This is a genomic window from Streptomyces sp. NPDC056144, assembly GCF_042264145.1.
GTDB lineage: Bacteria > Actinomycetota > Actinomycetes > Streptomycetales > Streptomycetaceae > Streptomyces.
The window spans coordinates 822,818-840,186 of record NZ_JBHJVF010000002.1 but is presented as its reverse complement, the minus strand read 5'-3'; the positions used below and the strand labels follow the sequence as shown (position 1 = coordinate 840,186).

18 protein-coding genes are annotated in these 17,369 nt (G+C 75.0%); 9 read left to right on the top strand and 9 right to left on the bottom strand.

What is annotated here, in order from left to right; genetic code table 11:
• Nucleotides 1–12 precede the first annotated feature (12 nt).
• Nucleotides 13–1,059 (bottom strand): LacI family DNA-binding transcriptional regulator, encoded by a 1,047-nt coding sequence (locus ACFC0Z_RS10260; protein ID WP_376434796.1) that lies wholly within the window; start codon nucleotides 1,057–1,059, stop codon nucleotides 13–15.
• 208 nt (nucleotides 1,060–1,267) lie between these two features.
• On the opposite strand from ACFC0Z_RS10260, the gene ACFC0Z_RS10255 reads away from it, so the two are divergent.
• Nucleotides 1,268–2,191: an ROK family protein gene (locus tag ACFC0Z_RS10255; protein ID WP_376435073.1), complete on the top strand. Its 924-nt coding sequence runs from the start codon at nucleotides 1,268–1,270 to the stop codon at nucleotides 2,189–2,191.
• Between the two features lie 243 nt (nucleotides 2,192–2,434).
• Entirely contained in the window at nucleotides 2,435–3,469 is a 1,035-nt protein-coding gene (locus tag ACFC0Z_RS10250) for an NUDIX domain-containing protein (RefSeq protein WP_376434795.1), read from the top strand.
• 31 nt (nucleotides 3,470–3,500) lie between these two features.
• On the opposite strand, the gene ACFC0Z_RS10245 is transcribed toward ACFC0Z_RS10250, so the two are convergent.
• The 3 genes from ACFC0Z_RS10245 to ACFC0Z_RS10235 all read right to left on the bottom strand — a co-directional run bounded on the left by ACFC0Z_RS10245 (nucleotide 3,501) and on the right by ACFC0Z_RS10235 (nucleotide 6,137).
• Nucleotides 3,501–3,983: a MarR family winged helix-turn-helix transcriptional regulator gene (locus ACFC0Z_RS10245; protein ID WP_376434793.1), complete on the bottom strand. Its 483-nt coding sequence runs from the start codon at nucleotides 3,981–3,983 to the stop codon at nucleotides 3,501–3,503.
• The gene (locus tag ACFC0Z_RS10240) at nucleotides 3,980–4,681 is read right to left on the bottom strand and encodes an MBL fold metallo-hydrolase (protein WP_376434791.1); all 702 of its coding nucleotides are present in this window, start codon (nucleotides 4,679–4,681) and stop codon (nucleotides 3,980–3,982) included. The genes ACFC0Z_RS10245 and ACFC0Z_RS10240 overlap by 4 nt, the downstream gene beginning before the upstream one ends.
• 91 nt (nucleotides 4,682–4,772) lie before the next feature.
• Nucleotides 4,773–6,137, bottom strand: a complete 1,365-nt coding sequence (locus ACFC0Z_RS10235; protein WP_376434789.1) for a dipeptidase — start codon at nucleotides 6,135–6,137, stop codon at nucleotides 4,773–4,775.
• Between the two features lie 167 nt (nucleotides 6,138–6,304).
• Between ACFC0Z_RS10235 and ACFC0Z_RS10230 the strand changes: the two genes are divergently transcribed.
• Nucleotides 6,305–7,771, top strand: a complete 1,467-nt coding sequence (locus ACFC0Z_RS10230) for a geranylgeranyl reductase family protein (RefSeq protein ID WP_376434787.1) — start codon at nucleotides 6,305–6,307, stop codon at nucleotides 7,769–7,771.
• A 58-nt stretch (nucleotides 7,772–7,829) separates the two neighbouring features.
• Here the strand turns inward: ACFC0Z_RS10230 and ACFC0Z_RS10225 are convergent, their stop codons facing one another.
• Nucleotides 7,830–8,309 carry a nitroreductase family deazaflavin-dependent oxidoreductase gene (locus ACFC0Z_RS10225; RefSeq protein ID WP_376434785.1) on the bottom strand — a complete coding sequence of 160 codons (480 nt, stop codon included), beginning with the start codon at nucleotides 8,307–8,309 and terminating at the stop codon, nucleotides 7,830–7,832.
• A 152-nt stretch (nucleotides 8,310–8,461) separates the two neighbouring features.
• On the opposite strand from ACFC0Z_RS10225, the gene ACFC0Z_RS10220 reads away from it, so the two are divergent.
• From ACFC0Z_RS10220 to ACFC0Z_RS10210, 3 genes are all read left to right on the top strand, one after another.
• Nucleotides 8,462–9,160 carry a TetR/AcrR family transcriptional regulator gene (locus ACFC0Z_RS10220; protein ID WP_376434783.1) on the top strand — a complete coding sequence of 233 codons (699 nt, stop codon included), beginning with the start codon at nucleotides 8,462–8,464 and terminating at the stop codon, nucleotides 9,158–9,160.
• A 116-nt stretch (nucleotides 9,161–9,276) separates the two neighbouring features.
• Nucleotides 9,277–10,566 carry a sensor histidine kinase gene (locus tag ACFC0Z_RS10215; protein ID WP_376434782.1) on the top strand — a complete coding sequence of 430 codons (1,290 nt, stop codon included), beginning with the start codon at nucleotides 9,277–9,279 and terminating at the stop codon, nucleotides 10,564–10,566.
• Entirely contained in the window at nucleotides 10,563–11,228 is a 666-nt protein-coding gene (locus ACFC0Z_RS10210; RefSeq protein WP_376434780.1) for a response regulator, read from the top strand. The genes ACFC0Z_RS10215 and ACFC0Z_RS10210 overlap by 4 nt, the downstream gene beginning before the upstream one ends.
• Nucleotides 11,229–11,243: 15 nt before the next feature.
• Here the strand turns inward: ACFC0Z_RS10210 and ACFC0Z_RS10205 are convergent, their stop codons facing one another.
• On the bottom strand, nucleotides 11,244–11,981 hold the full coding sequence (locus ACFC0Z_RS10205) for a maleylpyruvate isomerase family mycothiol-dependent enzyme (RefSeq protein WP_376434778.1): 738 nt from the start codon (nucleotides 11,979–11,981) through the stop codon (nucleotides 11,244–11,246).
• A gap of 103 nt (nucleotides 11,982–12,084) precedes the next feature.
• Complete coding sequence (locus ACFC0Z_RS10200) at nucleotides 12,085–13,380, bottom strand: MFS transporter (protein ID WP_376434776.1); 1,296 nt, start codon at nucleotides 13,378–13,380, stop codon at nucleotides 12,085–12,087.
• Between the two features lie 234 nt (nucleotides 13,381–13,614).
• Between ACFC0Z_RS10200 and ACFC0Z_RS10195 the strand changes: the two genes are divergently transcribed.
• The 3 genes from ACFC0Z_RS10195 to ACFC0Z_RS10185 all read left to right on the top strand — a co-directional run bounded on the left by ACFC0Z_RS10195 (nucleotide 13,615) and on the right by ACFC0Z_RS10185 (nucleotide 16,192).
• Complete coding sequence (locus tag ACFC0Z_RS10195) at nucleotides 13,615–14,841, top strand: ROK family protein (protein ID WP_376434774.1); 1,227 nt, start codon at nucleotides 13,615–13,617, stop codon at nucleotides 14,839–14,841.
• A 145-nt stretch (nucleotides 14,842–14,986) separates the two neighbouring features.
• Nucleotides 14,987–15,769, top strand: a complete 783-nt coding sequence (locus tag ACFC0Z_RS10190) for an SAM-dependent methyltransferase (protein WP_376434772.1) — start codon at nucleotides 14,987–14,989, stop codon at nucleotides 15,767–15,769.
• A 141-nt stretch (nucleotides 15,770–15,910) separates the two neighbouring features.
• On the top strand, nucleotides 15,911–16,192 hold the full coding sequence (locus ACFC0Z_RS10185; RefSeq protein WP_376434770.1) for an SHOCT domain-containing protein: 282 nt from the start codon (nucleotides 15,911–15,913) through the stop codon (nucleotides 16,190–16,192).
• Between the two features lie 16 nt (nucleotides 16,193–16,208).
• On the opposite strand, the gene ACFC0Z_RS10180 is transcribed toward ACFC0Z_RS10185, so the two are convergent.
• Nucleotides 16,209–16,787, bottom strand: a complete 579-nt coding sequence (locus ACFC0Z_RS10180; RefSeq protein WP_376434768.1) for an ATP-binding protein — start codon at nucleotides 16,785–16,787, stop codon at nucleotides 16,209–16,211.
• 105 nt (nucleotides 16,788–16,892) lie between these two features.
• Entirely contained in the window at nucleotides 16,893–17,174 is a 282-nt protein-coding gene (locus ACFC0Z_RS10175) for a hypothetical protein (protein ID WP_376434766.1), read from the bottom strand.
• Nucleotides 17,175–17,369: the final 195 nt, after the last annotated feature.

Below are 17,369 nucleotides of genomic sequence, written 5' to 3'. Positions count from 1 at the left end.
CGCGAGACACCCCTACGTGAGGGACGGCGCGATCTCGCCCGAGCCGCGGGCGAGCAGCGTCGTCCCGAGCACGACCTGTTCCGGTGCCCCGCCCGCCCCTTCGAGGCGGCGGAACAGCCGCTCCGCCGCGGTCCGGCCGAGCGCGGCGGCGTCCTGGGCGACGACGGTGATGCCGAGCAGGTCGGCGAGCTCGATGTCGTCGAAGCCGACGAGGGCGACCGGGCCGACCGGCGAGGGGTGCGCGGCGAGGGTGCGGACGGCGGTGACGGTGACGCGGTTGTTGCCCGCGAAGAGGGCCGTCACCGGCTCGGGGCCGGTCACCAGCTCCCGTACCGCACGGCTCACGCGCTCCGGGTGCGTCGACCCGAGCGAGACCCAGGCCTCGTGGACCGGGAGACCCGCGTCCTCCATCGCCGCGCGGTAGCCGCGCAGGCGCTCGGCGCCGGTGTGGATGCCCGGGCGGTCGCCGACGAAGCCGATCCGGCGGTGGCCGTGGGCGACGAGGTGCGCCACGCCCTCGCGGGCGCCGCCGAAGCAGTCGGAGAGGACGGCGTCGGCGTCGATCCGTCCGGCGGGGCGGTCGACGAAGACGGTGGCGACGCCCGCCCGGATCTCGGGCTCCAGGTAGCGGTGGTCGTCCCCGGCGGGGATGACGATGAGGCCGTCGACCCGGCGCGCGCAGAGCGCGAGCGCCAGCTCCTGCTCGCGGTCCGGGTCCTCGGCGCTCGATCCGTTGATGAGGAGAGTGCCGTGGGCGCGGGCGACCTCCTCGACGGCGCGGCTGAGCGGGCCGTAGAACGGGTCGGCGAGGTCCTCCAGGACCAGGCCGACGGTGGCGGTCCTGCCCTTGCGCAGGACGCGGGCGCTGTCGTTGCGGCGGAATCCGAGGGCCTCGATGGCCTCCAGGACGCGGCGGCCGGTCTCGGGGGTGACCCCCGGCTCGCCGTTCACCACCCGGGACACCGTCTTCAGGCCGACGCCCGCGCGGGCGGCGACGTCCTTCATCGTGGGCCGGTTGCCGTAGCGGTGCGGTTCGAGGCGGCGGGCGATGTCGGCCACGGTGCGGGGTTCCTCCGTCGGGAGCGGATCGGTGAATGGCCCGAGCATAAGCGGTGGACAACGTTGTCAGATCGGGGAGGGCGAGGGAGACTGTGCGGAACCCGCCCGCTCGCTCCGGCCACCGTCTGGAGGCTCCGTGCCCCTGCCCACGCCCCTGCCCGCCCCGCCGTGTCCCGACCTGTGCCCCGACCCCGCCGCGCCTCCGGCCGTGGGGCTGGTCGTCGCGCTCGACATCGGCGGTACGAAGATCGCCGGGGCGCTCGTCGACGGCGAGGGCCGGCCGCACGCGCGGGCGCGACGGGACACGCCCGCGCGGGAGTCAGGCGAGACGGTGATGCGGGCCGTGGAGGAGGTGCTCGGCGAGCTCGCCGCCTCGCCGCTGTGGGAGGCGGCGGGGGCCGTCGGCATCGGCAGCGCGGGGCCGGTCGACGCCGCGCGGGGGACCGTGAGTCCGGTGAACGTGCCGGGGTGGCGGGACTTCCCGCTCGTCGAACGGGTCCGCCGGGTGGTCGGCGGGCGACCGGTGACACTCGTCGGCGACGGCGTCGCCATGACCGCCGCCGAACACTGGCTCGGCGCGGCCCGGGGCCACGACAACGCGCTGTGCCTGGTGGTCTCCACGGGCGTCGGCGGCGGACTCGTCCTCGGCGGCCGGCTCCACACCGGCCCCACGGGCAACGCCGGCCACCTCGGGCACATCTCGGTGGACCTGGACGGCGACCCCTGCGCCTGCGGCAGCCGAGGCTGCGTCGAACGCCTCGCCGCGGGACCGCACCTCGCCCGCCGCGCCCTGGACAACGGCTGGCGCCCGGGCCCCGACGGCGACGACTCGGCGGCGGGCGTGGCCGCCGCCGCACGGGCGGGCGACCCGATCGCGCTCGCCTCCTTCGCCCGCGCGGCGCGGGCGCTCGCGGCGGGCATCGCCGCCACGGCGACCCTCGTGGAGATCGACATCGCGGTGGTCGGCGGCGGGGTGGCGGGTGCGGGCGAGATCCTCTTCGCCCCGCTGCGCCGGAGCCTCGCGGAGTACGCGACGCTCTCCTTCGTACGGGACCTCCGCGTCGTCCCGGCCGCCACGGGCACGGACGCGGGGCTCCTGGGCGCGGCGGCGGCCGCGTTCTCGGGGGCGTGACGGCGGGGCGCGCCGGGGCGGCCCGGCCCCCGGCCCCGCCGCCGTACGAGGTCATCGGTACGGCTTGAGCCGTACGGACTGGGCGACGAACAGGAGAAACACGAGGTCAGCGGCCCCGCTCCGGTCCCGCTCCGGGTGCGCGCCCCCGCGCTCCGGGGCGCGCCCCGCCTCGGCGTGCGGCCGGGGTTTCCGTGGCAGGGTGTTGCGGGCAAGCCACTGGGGGCTACCGAAGAGGGGGGAATCGTGATCGTCTGGATCAACGGTGCGTTCGGGGCGGGGAAGTCGAGTACCGCGCGTGAACTGGTCGATCTGATCCCGTACAGCACCCTGCTCGACCCCGAGGTGATCGGCCGCTCCCTGACCCGGCTGCTGCCGGCGAAGCGGCTCGGCGAGGTCGAGGACCACCAGGACCTGCCGATGTGGCGGCGGATGGTCGTCGACACGGCCGCCGCGCTGCTCGCCGAGGTCGGCGGCGTGCTCGTGGTGCCGATGACCCTGCTCCGGCAGGAGTACCGGGACGAGATCTTCGGCGGGCTCGCGGCCCGCCGCATCGAGGTGCGCCACATTCTGCTCGACCCCGAGGAAACGATCCTGCGTCAGCGGATCGACGCCCGGAGCGAGTACGGCGATCCCGGGACCGACGCCCGGGTACGCGAGTGGTGCCACGGCCGCATACCGCCGTACCGCGCCGCCCACGCCTGGCTCGCCCGGGACGCGTACGTCGTCGACAACTCGACGCTCACCCCGGCCGAGGCCGCCCGGACCGTCGCCGACGCGGTCCGGAAGGACCTGGCCGCACCCTGCGGGATCGTCCAGACCGCCGAACCGACCGGCGAGACCCTGGCCGCCGGGGTGCTCCTCTTCGACGACGAGGACCGCTTCCTGCTCGTCGACCCGACGTACAAGCCGGGCTGGGAGTTCCCGGGCGGAGTCGTCGAGCCGGGCGAGCCCCCGGCACGGGCGGGCATGCGCGAGGTCGCCGAGGAGATCGGGCTCGAACTCGACGCCGTACCCCGGCTGCTCCTCGTCGACTGGGAACGACCGAAGCCGCCCGGCTACGGCGGCCTCCGCCTGCTCTTCGACGGCGGCAGACTCGCCCCCGCCGACACCGACCGCCTCCGCCTCCCCGGAGCCGAACTCCGCGCCTGGCGCTTCGTCACGGAGGAAGAGGCCGCCGAACTCCTCCCGCCGGTCCGCTACCACCGCCTCCGCTGGGCCCTCCGCGCCCGCGAACGCGGCACGGTGCTCAACCTGGAGGCGGGGGTCCCGGTGGGCTGACCAGGGGCGGCGACACCCGCACGGGGAACGCCTACCGGATCCCGGCGCCTTCCACGTTGGCGACCATCCGGCGCAGGACCTTGAGCGCGGCCACGTACTCGGCGTCCGTGACGCCCTCGTGGACCTCGGCGCGCACCTCGGTGACGAGTCGGCGGAGGCGGACGCGGGCGGCCTCGCCCGCGTCCGTGAGGTGCAGCCGGTCCCCGTCGTCCGCGTGGATCCAGCCCCGGTGCAGGAGCTGGTCGACGACGCGGGGAATGTCGTGCGGCCCGTCCGCCAGGGGCGTCAGCCCGCTCACGACCTCGGCGCGCGGGGGTGCTGCGGGCGCGCCGTGCACGCGGTTGAGCACCCAGTACTGCGGCTGGGTGACGTCGATACGGGCCATGGCGTCCCGCAGGTGCCGGGTGACGGCCGTGTGGGCGAGGCCGGTCCAGTAACCGACGGGCTGGGAGGCCAGGGCGCCGTCGGCGGCCGTCGGGTCGGCCGGGGCCTGGCCGGTGCGTTCGGCGCTCACGGTCGGTCCGGCCCCTGCCCGGCCACCGCGGCCGTCAGCTGGGCCGCCGTGTCCGTGGTCACCGGGGCGCCGTGGCCGCAGCACAGGACCGACGGCTCCAGCTTCGCCAGGCGGCGCATCGACTCCGTCGCCTGGGCGCGGTCCACGTGGAAGACGCCGAAGGTGACGCCCTGGACCGTCGCGACCGTGTCGCCGGTGAACAGGACGCCGTGGCGCGGGAGATGGACCGCGAGCGAGCCGGGCGTGTGGCCCGGGGTGTGGAGGGCCACCGCGCCGTCGCCGAAGCCGAGTTCCTCGCCGTCCTCGACCTCGCGGTCCACGCGGGTCGGCGGCGCCTCGGGGGTGGTGAGCCCGTGGGCGTACAACGGGCGTTCCCAGTCGAGGAGATCCGGCTCGGGGACCGGGGCCTCGCCCCGGATCACCGGGGCGTCGAGCCGGTGCGCGAGGATCTCCGCGCCGTGCCGGTCCGCCAGCTCCTGGGCGGCGCCCACGTGGTCGCGGTGGCAGTGGGTCAGGACGATCCGGCGCAGTCGGGCCGGGTCGAGACCGGCCGACCGGATCACCGCCGTCGTCTCGTCGGCCCTACCGGCCCACCCGGCGTCGACGAGGGTCAACTCCTCCTCGTCGCGCCACAGATAGGCCTGGCCTATGGAGTAGTCGAGGAGGTGCAGACGCGGGCTGATCGGGATGAGTTCCATGCGGCGAACCTACGGTCCGCGCGGGTCCGCCGCCTGGTTCTACGCGCTGGGCGAGCTTCGCCCAGCGCTGAACATCAGGGAAACCGGGTCGTCAGGCCTGCTTCGAGCGGGCGTAGTTGACCAGGAAGTGCGCCTCGGCGACCGAGAGCCGCTCCAGCTCCTCCGGGGACACCGACTCGTTCGGCGCGTGGATCTGCGCCTCCGGCTCGCTCAGGCCGATGAGGAGGATCTCCGCCTCCGGGTAGAGCGAGGCCAGCGTGTTGCACAGCGGGATCGAGCCGCCCATGCCCGCCGTCTGCATCTCCTGGCCGGGGTACGCGATCCGCATCGCCTCGGCCATCGACGCGTACGCCGGGCTCGACGTGTCCGCCTGGAACGGCTGGCCCTGGCCGACCTGCTCGAAGGAGACCCGCGCGTTCCACGGCGTGTGCTTCTCGATGTGGGCGTACAGCAGCTTCGTCGCCTCGGCCGCGTCCTGGCCGGGCGGCACCCGCAGGCTGATCTGCGCGCGCGCCGACGCCGGGATCGACGGGGTCGCGCCGGCGACCGGGTGACAGTCGATGCCGATGACGGTCACGGCGGGGCGCGCCCAGATGCGGTCGGCGACCGTGCCGTTGCCCGGCAGGTCGACGCCCGCGAGGACCTTCGCGTCCTGGCGGAAGTCCTCCTCCGGGTACTGGAGACCCTCCCACGCCGTGTCGGCCGGGAGGCCGTCGATGACCGTGGAACCGTCGGGGCCGCGCAGCGAGTCGAGGACCCGGATCAGCGCGGCCAGCGCGTCCGGCGCGGCGCCGCCGAACTGACCGGAGTGCAGGTTGCCCTCAAGGGTGTCGATCTGCACGCGGATCATCGTCATGCCGCGCAGGGTCGCGGTCACGGTCGGCAGGCCCACGCGGAAGTTGCCCGCGTCACCGATGACGATCGTGTCGGCGACGAGCACCTCCGGGTGCTGCTCCGCGTACCGCTCCAGACCGCCCGTGCCCTGCTCCTCCGAACCCTCGACGATCATCTTGACCGTCACCGGGACGCCGCCGTTGGCCTTGAGGGCGCGCAGCGCGAGCAGGTGCAGGATGAAACCGCCCTTGCAGTCGGCCGCGCCGCGCCCGTACCAGCGGCCGTCGCGCTCGGTCAGCTCGAACGGCGGAGTGAGCCACGCGGACTCGTCCAGCTTCGGCTGCACGTCGTAGTGCGCGTACAGGAGCACGGTCGGCGCACCGGCCGGGCCGGGCAGGATGCCGTACACGGCCTGCGAACCGTCGGGCGTGTCGAGCAGCGCCACGTCCTGGAAGTCCTCCGCGCGCAGCGCGTCCGCGACCCAGTTCGCCGCGGCCTCGCACTCGCTGCGTGGTGCCACGGCCTCGTCCGCCACCGACTCGAAGGCCACGAGCTCCGTCAGCTCGGCCTTGGCCCGGGGCATCAGGGACCGGACGGTTTCGGCGATCGGATGGGCGGTCATGGGCACGCTCCTGGTGGGTGCGACGTTACGACGTATGGACGACGTTCGTCGTATGTCGTGGTACGGCGAACGCACCGTTGATCCTACGGCGCGGGGCCCCGGCTACCGCGCCGTAGGATGCGTCGAGAGCAGACTTCACCGGTCGGATCAGGAGCAGGAACCACATCGTGAGCAGCGAGCACACAGAGAACGCCGGTCCCGAGAACGCAGCCGGTGCCGACCCCGAGCAGGCCGAGGCGGTGGCGGTGGGAGCCGCGGCCGTCGAGGGCTCCGAGGACGCCGACGTCTGGGACGTGGTCGTCGTCGGCGCCGGTCCGGCCGGCGCGTCCGCCGCGTACGCGGCCGCGGTCGCGGGCCGCCGGGTCCTCCTCCTGGAGAAGTCCGAGCTGCCCCGGTACAAGACCTGCGGCGGCGGCATCATCGGCCCCTCCCGGGACTCCCTCCCGCCGGGCTTCGAACTCCCGCTCCAGGACCGGGTGCACGCCGTCACCTTCTCGCTCGACGGCCGCTTCGCCCGCACCCGCCGCTCGCGCCGCATGCTCTTCGGCCTCATCAACCGGCCGGAGTTCGACGCCCAGCTCGTCGAGCACGCCCAGAAGGCCGGCGCCCAGCTGCGTACCGGCGCCACCGTGGCCCGGGTGGAGCAGCACGGCCCGTCCGTGCCGGACCGGCGTACGGTCGCGGTCGTCCTCGCCGACGGCGAGACCGTCCTCGCGCGCGCGGTCGTCGGCGCCGACGGCAGCGCCAGCCGGATAGGGGCGCATGTCGGGGTGAAGCTCGGTCAGGTCGACCTGGGCCTCGAAGCGGAGATCCCGGTGCCGCCGTCCGTCGCCGAGGACTGGAAGGGCCGCGTCCTCATCGACTGGGGCCCGATGCCCGGAAGTTACGGCTGGGTCTTCCCCAAGGGCGGCACGCTGACCGTCGGCGTCATCTCGGCGCGCGGCGAGGGCGCCGCCACCAAGCGGTACATGGAGGACTTCGTCGCCCGCCTCGGCCTCTCCGGCTTCGAGCCGTCGATCTCCTCGGGCCACCTGACCCGCTGCCGCGCCGACGACTCGCCGCTCTCGCGCGGCCGGGTCCTCGTCTGCGGTGACGCGGCCGGACTCCTGGAGCCGTGGACCCGCGAGGGCATCTCGTACGCGCTCCGCTCGGGCCGGCTCGCGGGGGAGTGGGCGGTCAGGGTCGCCGAGGCGAACGACGCGGTCGACGCGCGGCGCCAGGCGCTCAACTACGCCTTCGCCATCAAGGCGGGGCTCGGCGTGGAGATGGCCGTGGGGCGGCGCATGCTCGCGCTGTTCGAGCGCCGACCCGGGCTGCTGCACGCCACCCTCACGGGCTTCCGGCCCGCGTGGAACGCGTTCGCCGACATCACCCGCGGCGCGGCCACCCTCGGCGGCATGGTCCGCTCGAACGGCATGGCCCGGCGGGCCCTGGAGATCCTCGACAAGCGGATGGACACCACGTCGGGCGTCGGCCCGGCGGGCCGGGGCGTCAGCGCGCGGGAGCGCGGGACGGACCGGACGACGGGCGAGACGACGGACCAGACCGCGGACGGGACGGCGGGCGAGGCCGCGGGCGAGGCGTCCGGGAAGGCGTCCGGCGGCTCGCTGTCGGAGACCTCGGAGCTGTCCTGACGGACCTGATCGACCGGCCTCGTCCACGAGGCGTACGGGCTCCGCTTCCTCGGCCGCGTCACGCGGGCGTGGTGGCGGGGCCCGTCGTCGTGACGCGGAAGACGGGGTGCTTGGGCGCGATGGCGCGGAGCTCCTCGTCGGAGGAGTCGGGGCCGACGCCGTCGAAGAAGACGCCGACCTCGGCCTTCCAGCGCTTGAGGTAGGCGCGGAGCAGGGCGGGCTTCTCGTCGTCGGCCACCTCGACGGCGGTGAACTCCACGGCGCGCTTGCCGAGGAGCAGCTGACCGCCGCCGGCGGCCCGCATGTTGTGCGTCCACTGGACGTGGCCGCGCGGGGCGACCAGGTACTCGGCGCCGTTCACCGTCAGGGGGTTGACGGGGGTGCGGCGCCACTCGCCGCTCTTGCGGCCGCGGACCGCGAGGACGCGGGAGCCCCGGAGGCTGATGCCCCGGCGGGTGAACCAGGCGACGGCGCGGTTGAACACGTTGACCGTGAACCAGCCGGGCTTGATGACGTGGGTGGCGGGCTGGGCGGACATGAGGGCTCCTTCGACTTCGACGTATCAGACGACGCATCAACCGAGAGCAGTGCTCTCGTTTCCGTGCTCCCAGTCTGCACGGAGCAGTGCTCCCATGCAAGAGCACTGCTCTCGAATTGGATCGATGCTCCGTTAATGGCACACTGCTCTCCATGACCGCCGCCGTCAGCGGAGCCCGCGCCCGCGCCCGTATCGAGATCACCGCAGCCATCAAGGACGAGGCCCGCACGCAGCTCGCCGCCGAAGGCGCCGCCAAGCTGTCGCTGCGCGCCGTCGCCCGCGAGCTCGGCATGGTCTCCTCGGCCCTCTACCGGTACTTCCCCAGCCGCGACGACCTCCTGACCGCCCTCATCGTCGACGCCTACGACGCCGTCGGCGCCGCCGCCGAGAAGGCCGCCGCCGACACCCTCGCCGAGCGCCCCCTCGCCCGCTGGACCGCCGTCTGCCGCGCCGTCCGCGCCTGGGCCGTCGCCCACCCGCACGAGTACGCCCTCATCTACGGTTCCCCCGTCCCCGGCTACACCGCGCCGCAGGACACCATCGCCCCCGCCGCCCGCGTCGGTCTCGTCCTCGTCGAGCTCGTCCGCCAGGCCCACTCCGGCGAGGGCGTCGCCCTTCCGCCGCTCCCCGAGGACCTGCGCCCCGAGGCCTCCCGCATGGCCGGCGACCTCGCCCCCGACCTCCCGCCGGCCCTCGCCGTCGCCCTCGTCGCCGCCTGGTCGCAGCTCTTCGGGCTCGTCTCCTTCGAGGTCTTCGGCCAGTTCCACAACGTCGTCGAGGACCGCGACACCTTCTTCGCCCACGCCGCCCGCCGCCTCGGCCAGGACGTCGGCCTCCTCCCGCGCGCCTGACTTCCGTGGCGGGGTTCCGAGGGTCCCGGCAGCGCGGCGCTACTCCCCGCGGAGTACGCCGGGCCACCCCGCACGGCTGACGCCCGGTCGCCCCGCGCGCGGTTAGCGTGGGCCGCATGGACGACGAGCGCACCACCCGGCGGCGGGAGGACGGAGGCCCCGGCGGGCGGCGGCCCTGGGGTTCGTGGGAGGAGAGGTGGAGCGAGCGGCGGCTGCCCTGGCGCTCCACGCTCGTCGTCGCCGTCCTCGTCGTCGCGGGCGTCGGCATCGCCGGACGCCGGCAGCCCGACCGCGAGACGCTCGACGCCCTCGGCCGCGCCCTGCTCCTGCTCGGCGCCGCCCCCCTGCTGTTCCGGCACCGCAGGCCGGTCCTCGTCGTGTTCGCCGTCGTCGCGGCCACCCTCGCCTACCTCGCCGCCGGATACCCGTACGGCCCGGTCTTCCTCCTGGTCGCCGTCGCCGCCTTCGCCGGCGTCGTCCACGGCCACCGCAAGGCCGTCTGGTGCGCCTTCGGCGTGCTCTGGGCCGGACACCTGCTGCTCGCCCACTGGCTCTACCGCTGGTTGCCCCCGGCGGGCGACGGCCCCGCGCCCTGGGGCCAGGAGCTGCCCGCCGCCGCCTTCGCCGTCGCCGTACTCGCCACGTCCGAGTTCGCCCGGGTCCGGCGCGAGCAGCGGGCGCAGCTGCGCGCCGAGCGGGCCGCCGCCGAGCGGCGCCGCGCCGACGAAGAGCGGCTGCGGATCGCGCGGGAGCTCCACGACGTCCTCGCCCACTCGATCTCCGTGATCAACGTGCAGGCCGGTGTCGGCCTCGCCCTCCTCGACACCGACCCCGAGCAGGCCAGGACCGCGCTGGCGACCATCAAGGCGGCGAGCAAGGAGGCGCTCGGCGAGGTGCGGCAGGTCCTCGACACCCTCCGCGCCCCCGGCGCCGCGCCCCGCGCCCCGGCCCCGGGGCTCGACCGCCTCCCCGAACTCGTCGAACAGGCCGCCGCCACGGGCCTGGACGTGTCCGTCACCGTCAGCGGCCCGCGTACGGCCCTGCCGCCCGGCGCCGACCTCGCGGCCTTCCGGATCGTGCAGGAGGCCCTGACCAACGTGGTGCGCCACTCCGGCTCCCGGACCGCCCGCGTCGAGATCGCGCGCGGCCCCGACCGGCTGGACCTGCGCGTCGACGACGACGGCCCCGCCACCGGCACCGAGGCGGGGGGCAGCGGCAACGGCCTCGCCGGGATGCGGGAGCGCGCCGCCGCGCTCGGCGGCACGATCGACGCGGGCACCCGCCCGGACGGCGGCTTCCGCGTCCACGCCGTCCTTCCGCTCGGCCCCGACGAAGCCCCCGAAGCCCCCCAGCCTCCCGAAGCCCCCGAAGCCCCCGAAGCTCCCGAAACCCAGGAGACCCCGTGATCCGCGTCCTGCTCGCCGACGACCAGGCCCTCGTTCGCGCGGGATTCCGGGCCCTGCTCGATGCCCAGCCCGACATCGAGGTCGCGGGGGAGGCCGCCGACGGGGAGGAGGCCGTGGAGCGGGTACGGGCGCTGCGGCCCGATGTCGTCCTCATGGACATCCGGATGCCGAGGGCCGACGGCCTCGACGCCACCCGCCGCATCACGGACGACCCGGCCCTGGCGGGGGTACGGGTCGTCATGCTGACCACCTTCGAGCTCGACGAGTACGTCTTCGAGGCGATCCGCGCCGGTGCCTCCGGCTTCCTCGTCAAGGACACCGAACCGGAGGAGCTGCTGCGGGCGGTGCGGGCCGTCGTCCACGGGGACGCGCTGCTCTCCCCGGGGGTGACCCGGCGCCTGATCGAGGAGTTCGCGGCCCGCTCCAAGGCCCCGGCGGCGACGGCTGCCCTCGCCGCGCTCACCGACCGCGAACGGGAGGTGATGGCCCTCGTCGGCATCGGCCTGTCGAACGAGGAGATCGCCCGCAGACTCGTCGTCAGCCCGCTCACCGCCAAGACGCACGTCAGCCGCGCGATGGTGAAGCTCGGCGCCCGGGACCGGGCCCAACTCGTGGTGATGGCCTATGAGTCGGGCCTCGTACGGCCCGGATGGCTGGGCTGACGCCGACCCTGCGGGTCAGATCCGCGAGGTTTCGCGCCACAGCCCGGCGAGGGCCTCGTCGCCCGTGACCGCCACCCCTTCCAGCGGAAGCCGGTTCCACAGCGTCAGGTACAACCGCTCGGCGGTGCCGGCGAATTCGGCGTCCGACGGCCCCTCCGCGCCGCGCTCGGTCAGCGGCGGGCGCTCCGCCGAGAGCCGTACGGTCCACACGTCACCGGTGTCCGTCGTCCGTACGCGCAGGGTGCGGGGCTCGGGCGTACGGACCCGGCTGCGGTCCCTGGCGTGGAAGCCGGTCAGCAGCTCGTCGATCCCGTCGGCGGCGAACTCCGCGTCGACCGCGGCGAACGCGGACCCGAGCGCCGACTCGGCGTCCGCGCGGTGCACCGCCGTCTCGTGGGCCTGCCGCCGCGCCCAGAAGGCGAGCGGCGAGGGCGCGGGCAGGAAGGCCCAGCACTCCAGGGTCTCCGGTGCCGCGCGCAGCGCGGCGACCAGGTCGGCGTGGGCCTCGCGGTAGTACGCGACCAACTCGTCGCCGTCGAGGTCCGTTTCGGGGCCCATGGGTCGAGGCGCGGCATGCCCCTCGACCACGAAGGACGCGGCCCAGCGGTGCACGGCGGCCGTGTGCCGGAGGAGGTCGCGGACCCGCCACCCCGGACAGGTCGGCACCTCCGCGTCGGCACTGGCCCCGGCGGCGGCGTCGGCCAAGGCCCGGCCGGCCGCCTCCAGAGCGTCGACGTGTTCCGTGATCTTCATCGTTTCCCCCAGTCTCCGCGTCCTCGGGCGGGACGCCGGTGCGGACTCGGACGGATTCTGGCAGGTCCGCGCCACCTCGGCCGGGGATTACGCGGCCGGGGGATTACGCGGCCGGGGTCCGACGCCTTGCCCCTTCCCGTACGACGGAGGTCCCGGCCGTCCCGGCCCCCGGGTCCGTCTCCGCGCCCGCGTTCCGCGCCCCGTACCCCATGGCGGCGGCCCCCGCGGCGAGGACGGCGACGGTGGTGAGCGCCACCGGCAGCGAGATCCAGTCGGCGAGGAAGCCGATCGTCGGCGGGCCGAGAAGCATGCCCCCGTAGCCGAGGGTGGAGGCGGTCGCCACGCCGCCGGGGCCCGCGATCGCGCCCGCGCGGGCGACGGCGACGGGGAAGATGTTGGCAAGCCCCAGGCCCGTCACGGCGAAGCCGAGGAGCGCCGCCCAGACGGTCGGGGCGAGCGCGCCGAGGAGCATGCCGGCCGCCGCCGTGGCGCCGCCCGCGACGAGTGTGCGGGTCTGGCCGAGCCGCTCCAGGAGCAGGGTGCCGGAGAGGCGTCCGGCGGTCATGGTGAGGGCGAAGACGGAGTACCCGGCGGCGGCGACGCCCGGGTGGGCGTCCAGGTCCTGGGCGAGGTGGAGGGCGCCCCAGTCGGCGAGGGCCCCTTCGCCGTACGCCGTGCAGAGCGCGATGACGCCGAAGACGACGACGGTACGGCGGGCCGCCCGCGAGGGCTTCCCGGCCCGGTCGGCCCCGGGGTCACGGGGGAGCGACTCGGGAGGGGCGGGTGCGGCGTGCCGCAGCAGGACGGGGCCGGCGGCGGCCGTCAGGGCGAGCCCGACGACCGTGAGGCCGAGCAGGTGGACGGTGGGGGAGAGGCTCCCGGCGAGGAGCCCGCCGAGGCCCGCGCCGAGCATCCCGCCGAGGCTGAACGCCGCGTGGAAGCTCGGCATCACCGGGCGGCGCAGGGCGGTCACCAGCTCGACGGCCGCGCTGTTCATGGCGACGTTGATGCCGCCGTACGCGGCGCCGAAGACCAGCAGGACCAGGCCGAGCGCCAACGGCGAGCGGGTCAGGGCGGGGAGCGCGACGGAGAGGGAGAGCAGGACGGCGGTGACGACGGTCACGGCACGGCTGCCGAAGCGGCGGCAGAGCCGCCCGGTGAGCGTCATCGTCACGACGGCGCCCGCCGAGACGCCGAGGAGGGCGAGGCCGAGGTCGCCGGCGGTGGCGCCGGTCTGCTGCTTGACGGCGGGGATGCGGACCACCCAGCCGGCGAAGAGGAAGCCGTCGAGGGCGAAGAAGACGGTCAGGGCGACGCGGAGGCGGGTCAGGGAGTCGACGGCGGTGTCTCCGCCGTAGCCCCCGGATGCGGCCGTCCGTACTTTGTTTAGTAGCGGCACAAACGCAGGATAGGGGGCACTGGGCCCCGGATTCAAGCGGCCGGGAAGTAGGCAGGGGCGCGGCCCGGGTACGGCCTGGACGCGCCCCCGTCGCCGGTGGCGGTACGACGGCGGTACGGAGGTGCCGCACGGCCCCCGGCGGGCGGCCGACGCGCGGTCCCGGAGGCGTCGCGGGAGCGCGGGTGGACGGGGTTCGGGTCCGGTGCCCGGCCTGATCATGGGAGACTCGCCCCCATGAACGGCAAGGCGACGACGACCCGGACACGGCTGGACAGGGGGCGCAACGCGCTCGGTCCCGCGCTGGAGCTGGTGCACACCGGCAGGGCTCCGACGCGGGCCGTCCTCACCGCCGAACTCGGGGTCACCCGCGCCACCGCCGGTGCGGTCGCCGCCGAGCTCGAAGCCCTCGGCCTCATCCGCGTCGACTCCAACCCCGGCGCCGCCGCCGGCTCCCAGGGCCGCCCCTCGCACCGGCTGGCCGTCGACGAGAAGGGCCCCGTCGTCCTCGCCGCCCAGGTCCACGCGGACGGCTTCCGCGCCGCGCTCGTCGGCCTCGGCGGGACGATCGTCGCCACCGCCCCCGGCCACGTCACCGTCTCCGCCGACCCCGCGCAGGTCCTCGGCGCCGTCGTCGACGCGGGCGCCGCCCTGCTCCGGGAGAGCGGCCGCCGCTGCGTGGGCGCCGGGCTCGCCGCGCCCTCCGCCGTCGCCGAACCCGAGGGCACCGCCCTCAACCCGCTCCACCTCGCCTGGCCCGCCGGAGCGCCGGTGCGCGAGATCTTCGCCGAGCGGGTCCGGGCCGCGGGCATCGAGGGCCCCTCCTTCACCGGCAACGACGTCAACCTCGCCGCCCTCGCCGAGCACCGCCACGGCGCCGGGCGAGGGGCCCGCGACCTGCTCTGCGTGGCCACCGGGCACCGGGGTGTCGGCGGCGCGCTCGTCCTCGACGGGCGCCTCCACACGGGGAGTTCGGGCCTCGCCCTGGAGGTCGGCCACCTCACGGTCAACCCGGAGGGGCGGCCCTGCCACTGCGGCAGCCGCGGCTGCCTCGACGTCGAGACCGACCCGCTCGCCTTCCTGCTGGCCGCGGGCCGCGAACCAGGCCCCGAGGTCTCGCTCCTCCAGCAGGCCCGCGACCTCCTGCGCACGCACCCGGACGACCCGGGGGTACGGGTGGCCGTCGGCGAACTGATCGACCGCCTCGGCCTCGGACTCGCCGGCCTCGTGAACATCCTCAACCCGGACCGGATCATCCTGGGCGGTCTCCACCGCGAGCTCCTCGACGCCGACCCCGAACGCCTCCGCGCGGTCGTCGCCGACCGCAGCCTGTGGGGTCGCAGCGGAGGCGTACCGATTCTGCCGTGCACCCTGGACCACAACAGCCTCGTGGGCGCGGCGGAACTCGCCTGGCAGCCGGTCCTCGACGACCCCCTGACCGCGCTCGGCCGCGAGTCCGCCTGAGCGCCTTCGGCCGCTCGCCGGGCTGAGCGCCTTCGGCCGAGAGCCCGCCCGAGAGGCCGCGAGCCCGGCCGTACGGCGCCGGGCCGCCCCGCCGGGGCGGAAAATGGCTGGGGCGGACGCGGTCCGGCACGTACGCTTCGCCCTCATGATCACCAAGGATTCCGTCGACTCCTCCTCGCTCCCCCCGCGCCTCGGCAGCCTCACCTTCCACGGCCCCCTCTCCGAGGCCCGCGCCGCCCGCATGATCGGGCGTCTCGCCGCCGCGCGGCCCGCCGACGTGCTCGACATCGGGTGCGGCTGGGGCGAGTTGCTCCTGCGCGTACTGGAGAACGCCCCGGACGCCAAGGGCGTCGGGATCGACATCAACACCGAGGACCTGGCCCGCGGCCGGGCCCTCGCGGACGGGCGCGGGCTCGCCGACCGTGTCCTCTTCGTCGAGGAGTCCGCGCTCGGCACCGGCCGCGGACCCGTCGACGCGGTCCTCTGCCTCGGGTCGAGCCAGGCGCTCTGCGATCCCGAGCTGCCGTACGACCCCGCCGCCGTCCTGCGCGAGCTGCGGCGGCTGGTCCGCCCGGGCGGCCGGGTCGTGCTCGGCGAGGGCTTCTGGGAGCGGACCCCGACGGACGAGGAGCTGGCCGGGATGTGGCCCGGCGCCACGGCGGCCGACCACCTCTCGCTCGGCGCGCTCGTGGAGCTCGCGATCGAGGCGGGGTTCCGGCCCGCGTGGATCGAGACGGCGGGCGTCGACGAGTGGGAGGAGTTCGAGTCGGGCTACCGGTACGACACCGAGCTCTGGCTCGCCGCGAACCCCGGTCACCCGCTCGCAGCCGAGACCCGCGAGCGCGTCGACCGGCAGCGTTCCAGCTGGCTGAACGGTTACCGCGGGGTCCTCGGCATCGCCTACCTCACCCTGGTCGCGGTCGCCTGATCCCTGCCGGGGCCCCCTCCTCGTACTCCCGCCGTCGTACGCGCGAAGCCGCTGCCCGTACGACGACCCGCACCCCCTCCTCGCGCGAGTCTGGAACCACGGACATCACCGCATCGCATCGCATCGAGGAGCTGAACCGTCATGAACACCCTCGCCTCCGCGGGCCCCGGCCCGTGGGTCCTCTTCGTGCCGCTCGTCTGGGCCGCCGTCGTCTTCGGGCTCGTCACCCTGTTCCGCCGCGCCCGGCGGTACGGACGCGGCGGGCGGCCCTTCCGCGACGAGGGGCCGGACGAGCGCTCGCCGATCGCCCTGCTCGGCCACCGGTTCGCCGCCGGGGAGATCGACGAGGACGAGTACTGGCGGCGACTGACCGTCCTGGAGGAGCAGTTCGGGCGCGACGACGTGAACAGGGGCAAGAAGTAGCGGATCTGGCGGTACGTCAGGAGGGGCGCCCGGCGAGAACCGGGCGTCCGGCCACCGGTGCCGGCAGGTCGTACTCCGTGAACAGGCTCTCGGCCCCGGGGACGTGCGCCACGTGGGCGCGCTCCTCGGCCGGGGCGTCCGGCGGCGGCGCGGACAGCGTGAACCACACGACCTTGCCGGCGTCACCGCACGACCGCACGCCCCAGCTCTCGCTGACGGCGCCGACGATGGCGAGGCCGCGGCCCGACGTGGCGAGCGCCTCGAACGCGTCGAGATCCGCGACGAGATCCGTGTCGAGATCCCTGTCGTCGAAGAGGGAGAGGGTGCCGGCCTGAGGTATTCGGGGGTCGTGGTCCCTGACGGACACGGTCAGCCGGTCGAGCAGCAGCTCGATCTCGACCGCGCACCGGATGTCCGGCCGCGCGTGCCGGTGGACGTTGGTCAGCAGCTCGGTGAGCCCGAGCGCGGCAGGGTCGACCAAGGCGTCGAGCTGCCAGTGGCGCAGATGCGCGGAGACGATTCTGCGGACCTGACCGATCCGCGTCGGCAGGGCGTGGAGCTCCACCGCGTAGTACCTGCTGGGCTCGCTGATCACGGCTGCGACTCCCCGAAGTAGTCCGGAAGAAGACGAAGATGTGGATCTCACCACCAGCGTGAACCAGCCGTGACCGAGCCGCAACTCGCGGCGACGCGGCCCAGGTCAGCGGCGTTCGTCCGCCGCCCGCTTCAGCGCGGCGCGGAACCCCTTCCCGCCCGTCAGCCGGTACCGCGTGCCGTTCACCGTCGCCACCGCCTCGTCCGCCTTCGCGAACCACGGCCGCCCCGCCCGCACGTCGGTCACCGGGGCGCTGTCGATCTCGCTGCCGTAGCTCGTGAGCAGGGCGAGCCTGCCGTCCTCGATCCGCACCTCGCCCGCGCGCGTCAGCGAGCGCGGCCAGCGCGCGATCCGTACGCCCCGCGCGCTGAACTCGGGTTCCGCCATGCCGGTCCACCCCTCTCGCCGGTCCCATCCGGTTGCCGGTCTCCAGTGTGCCGGGCGGCCCGCGCGCGCACCAGTGACCCCGCTCGACGGCCTCCCACAAGCAACTCCTATGGAACATCAAAGAGAACGTTTGCCCAGGTGGGAGGGGTATCGTCGACAGAAGGCGGCGGTGTGAGTACCGGTGCCAGGCAACGA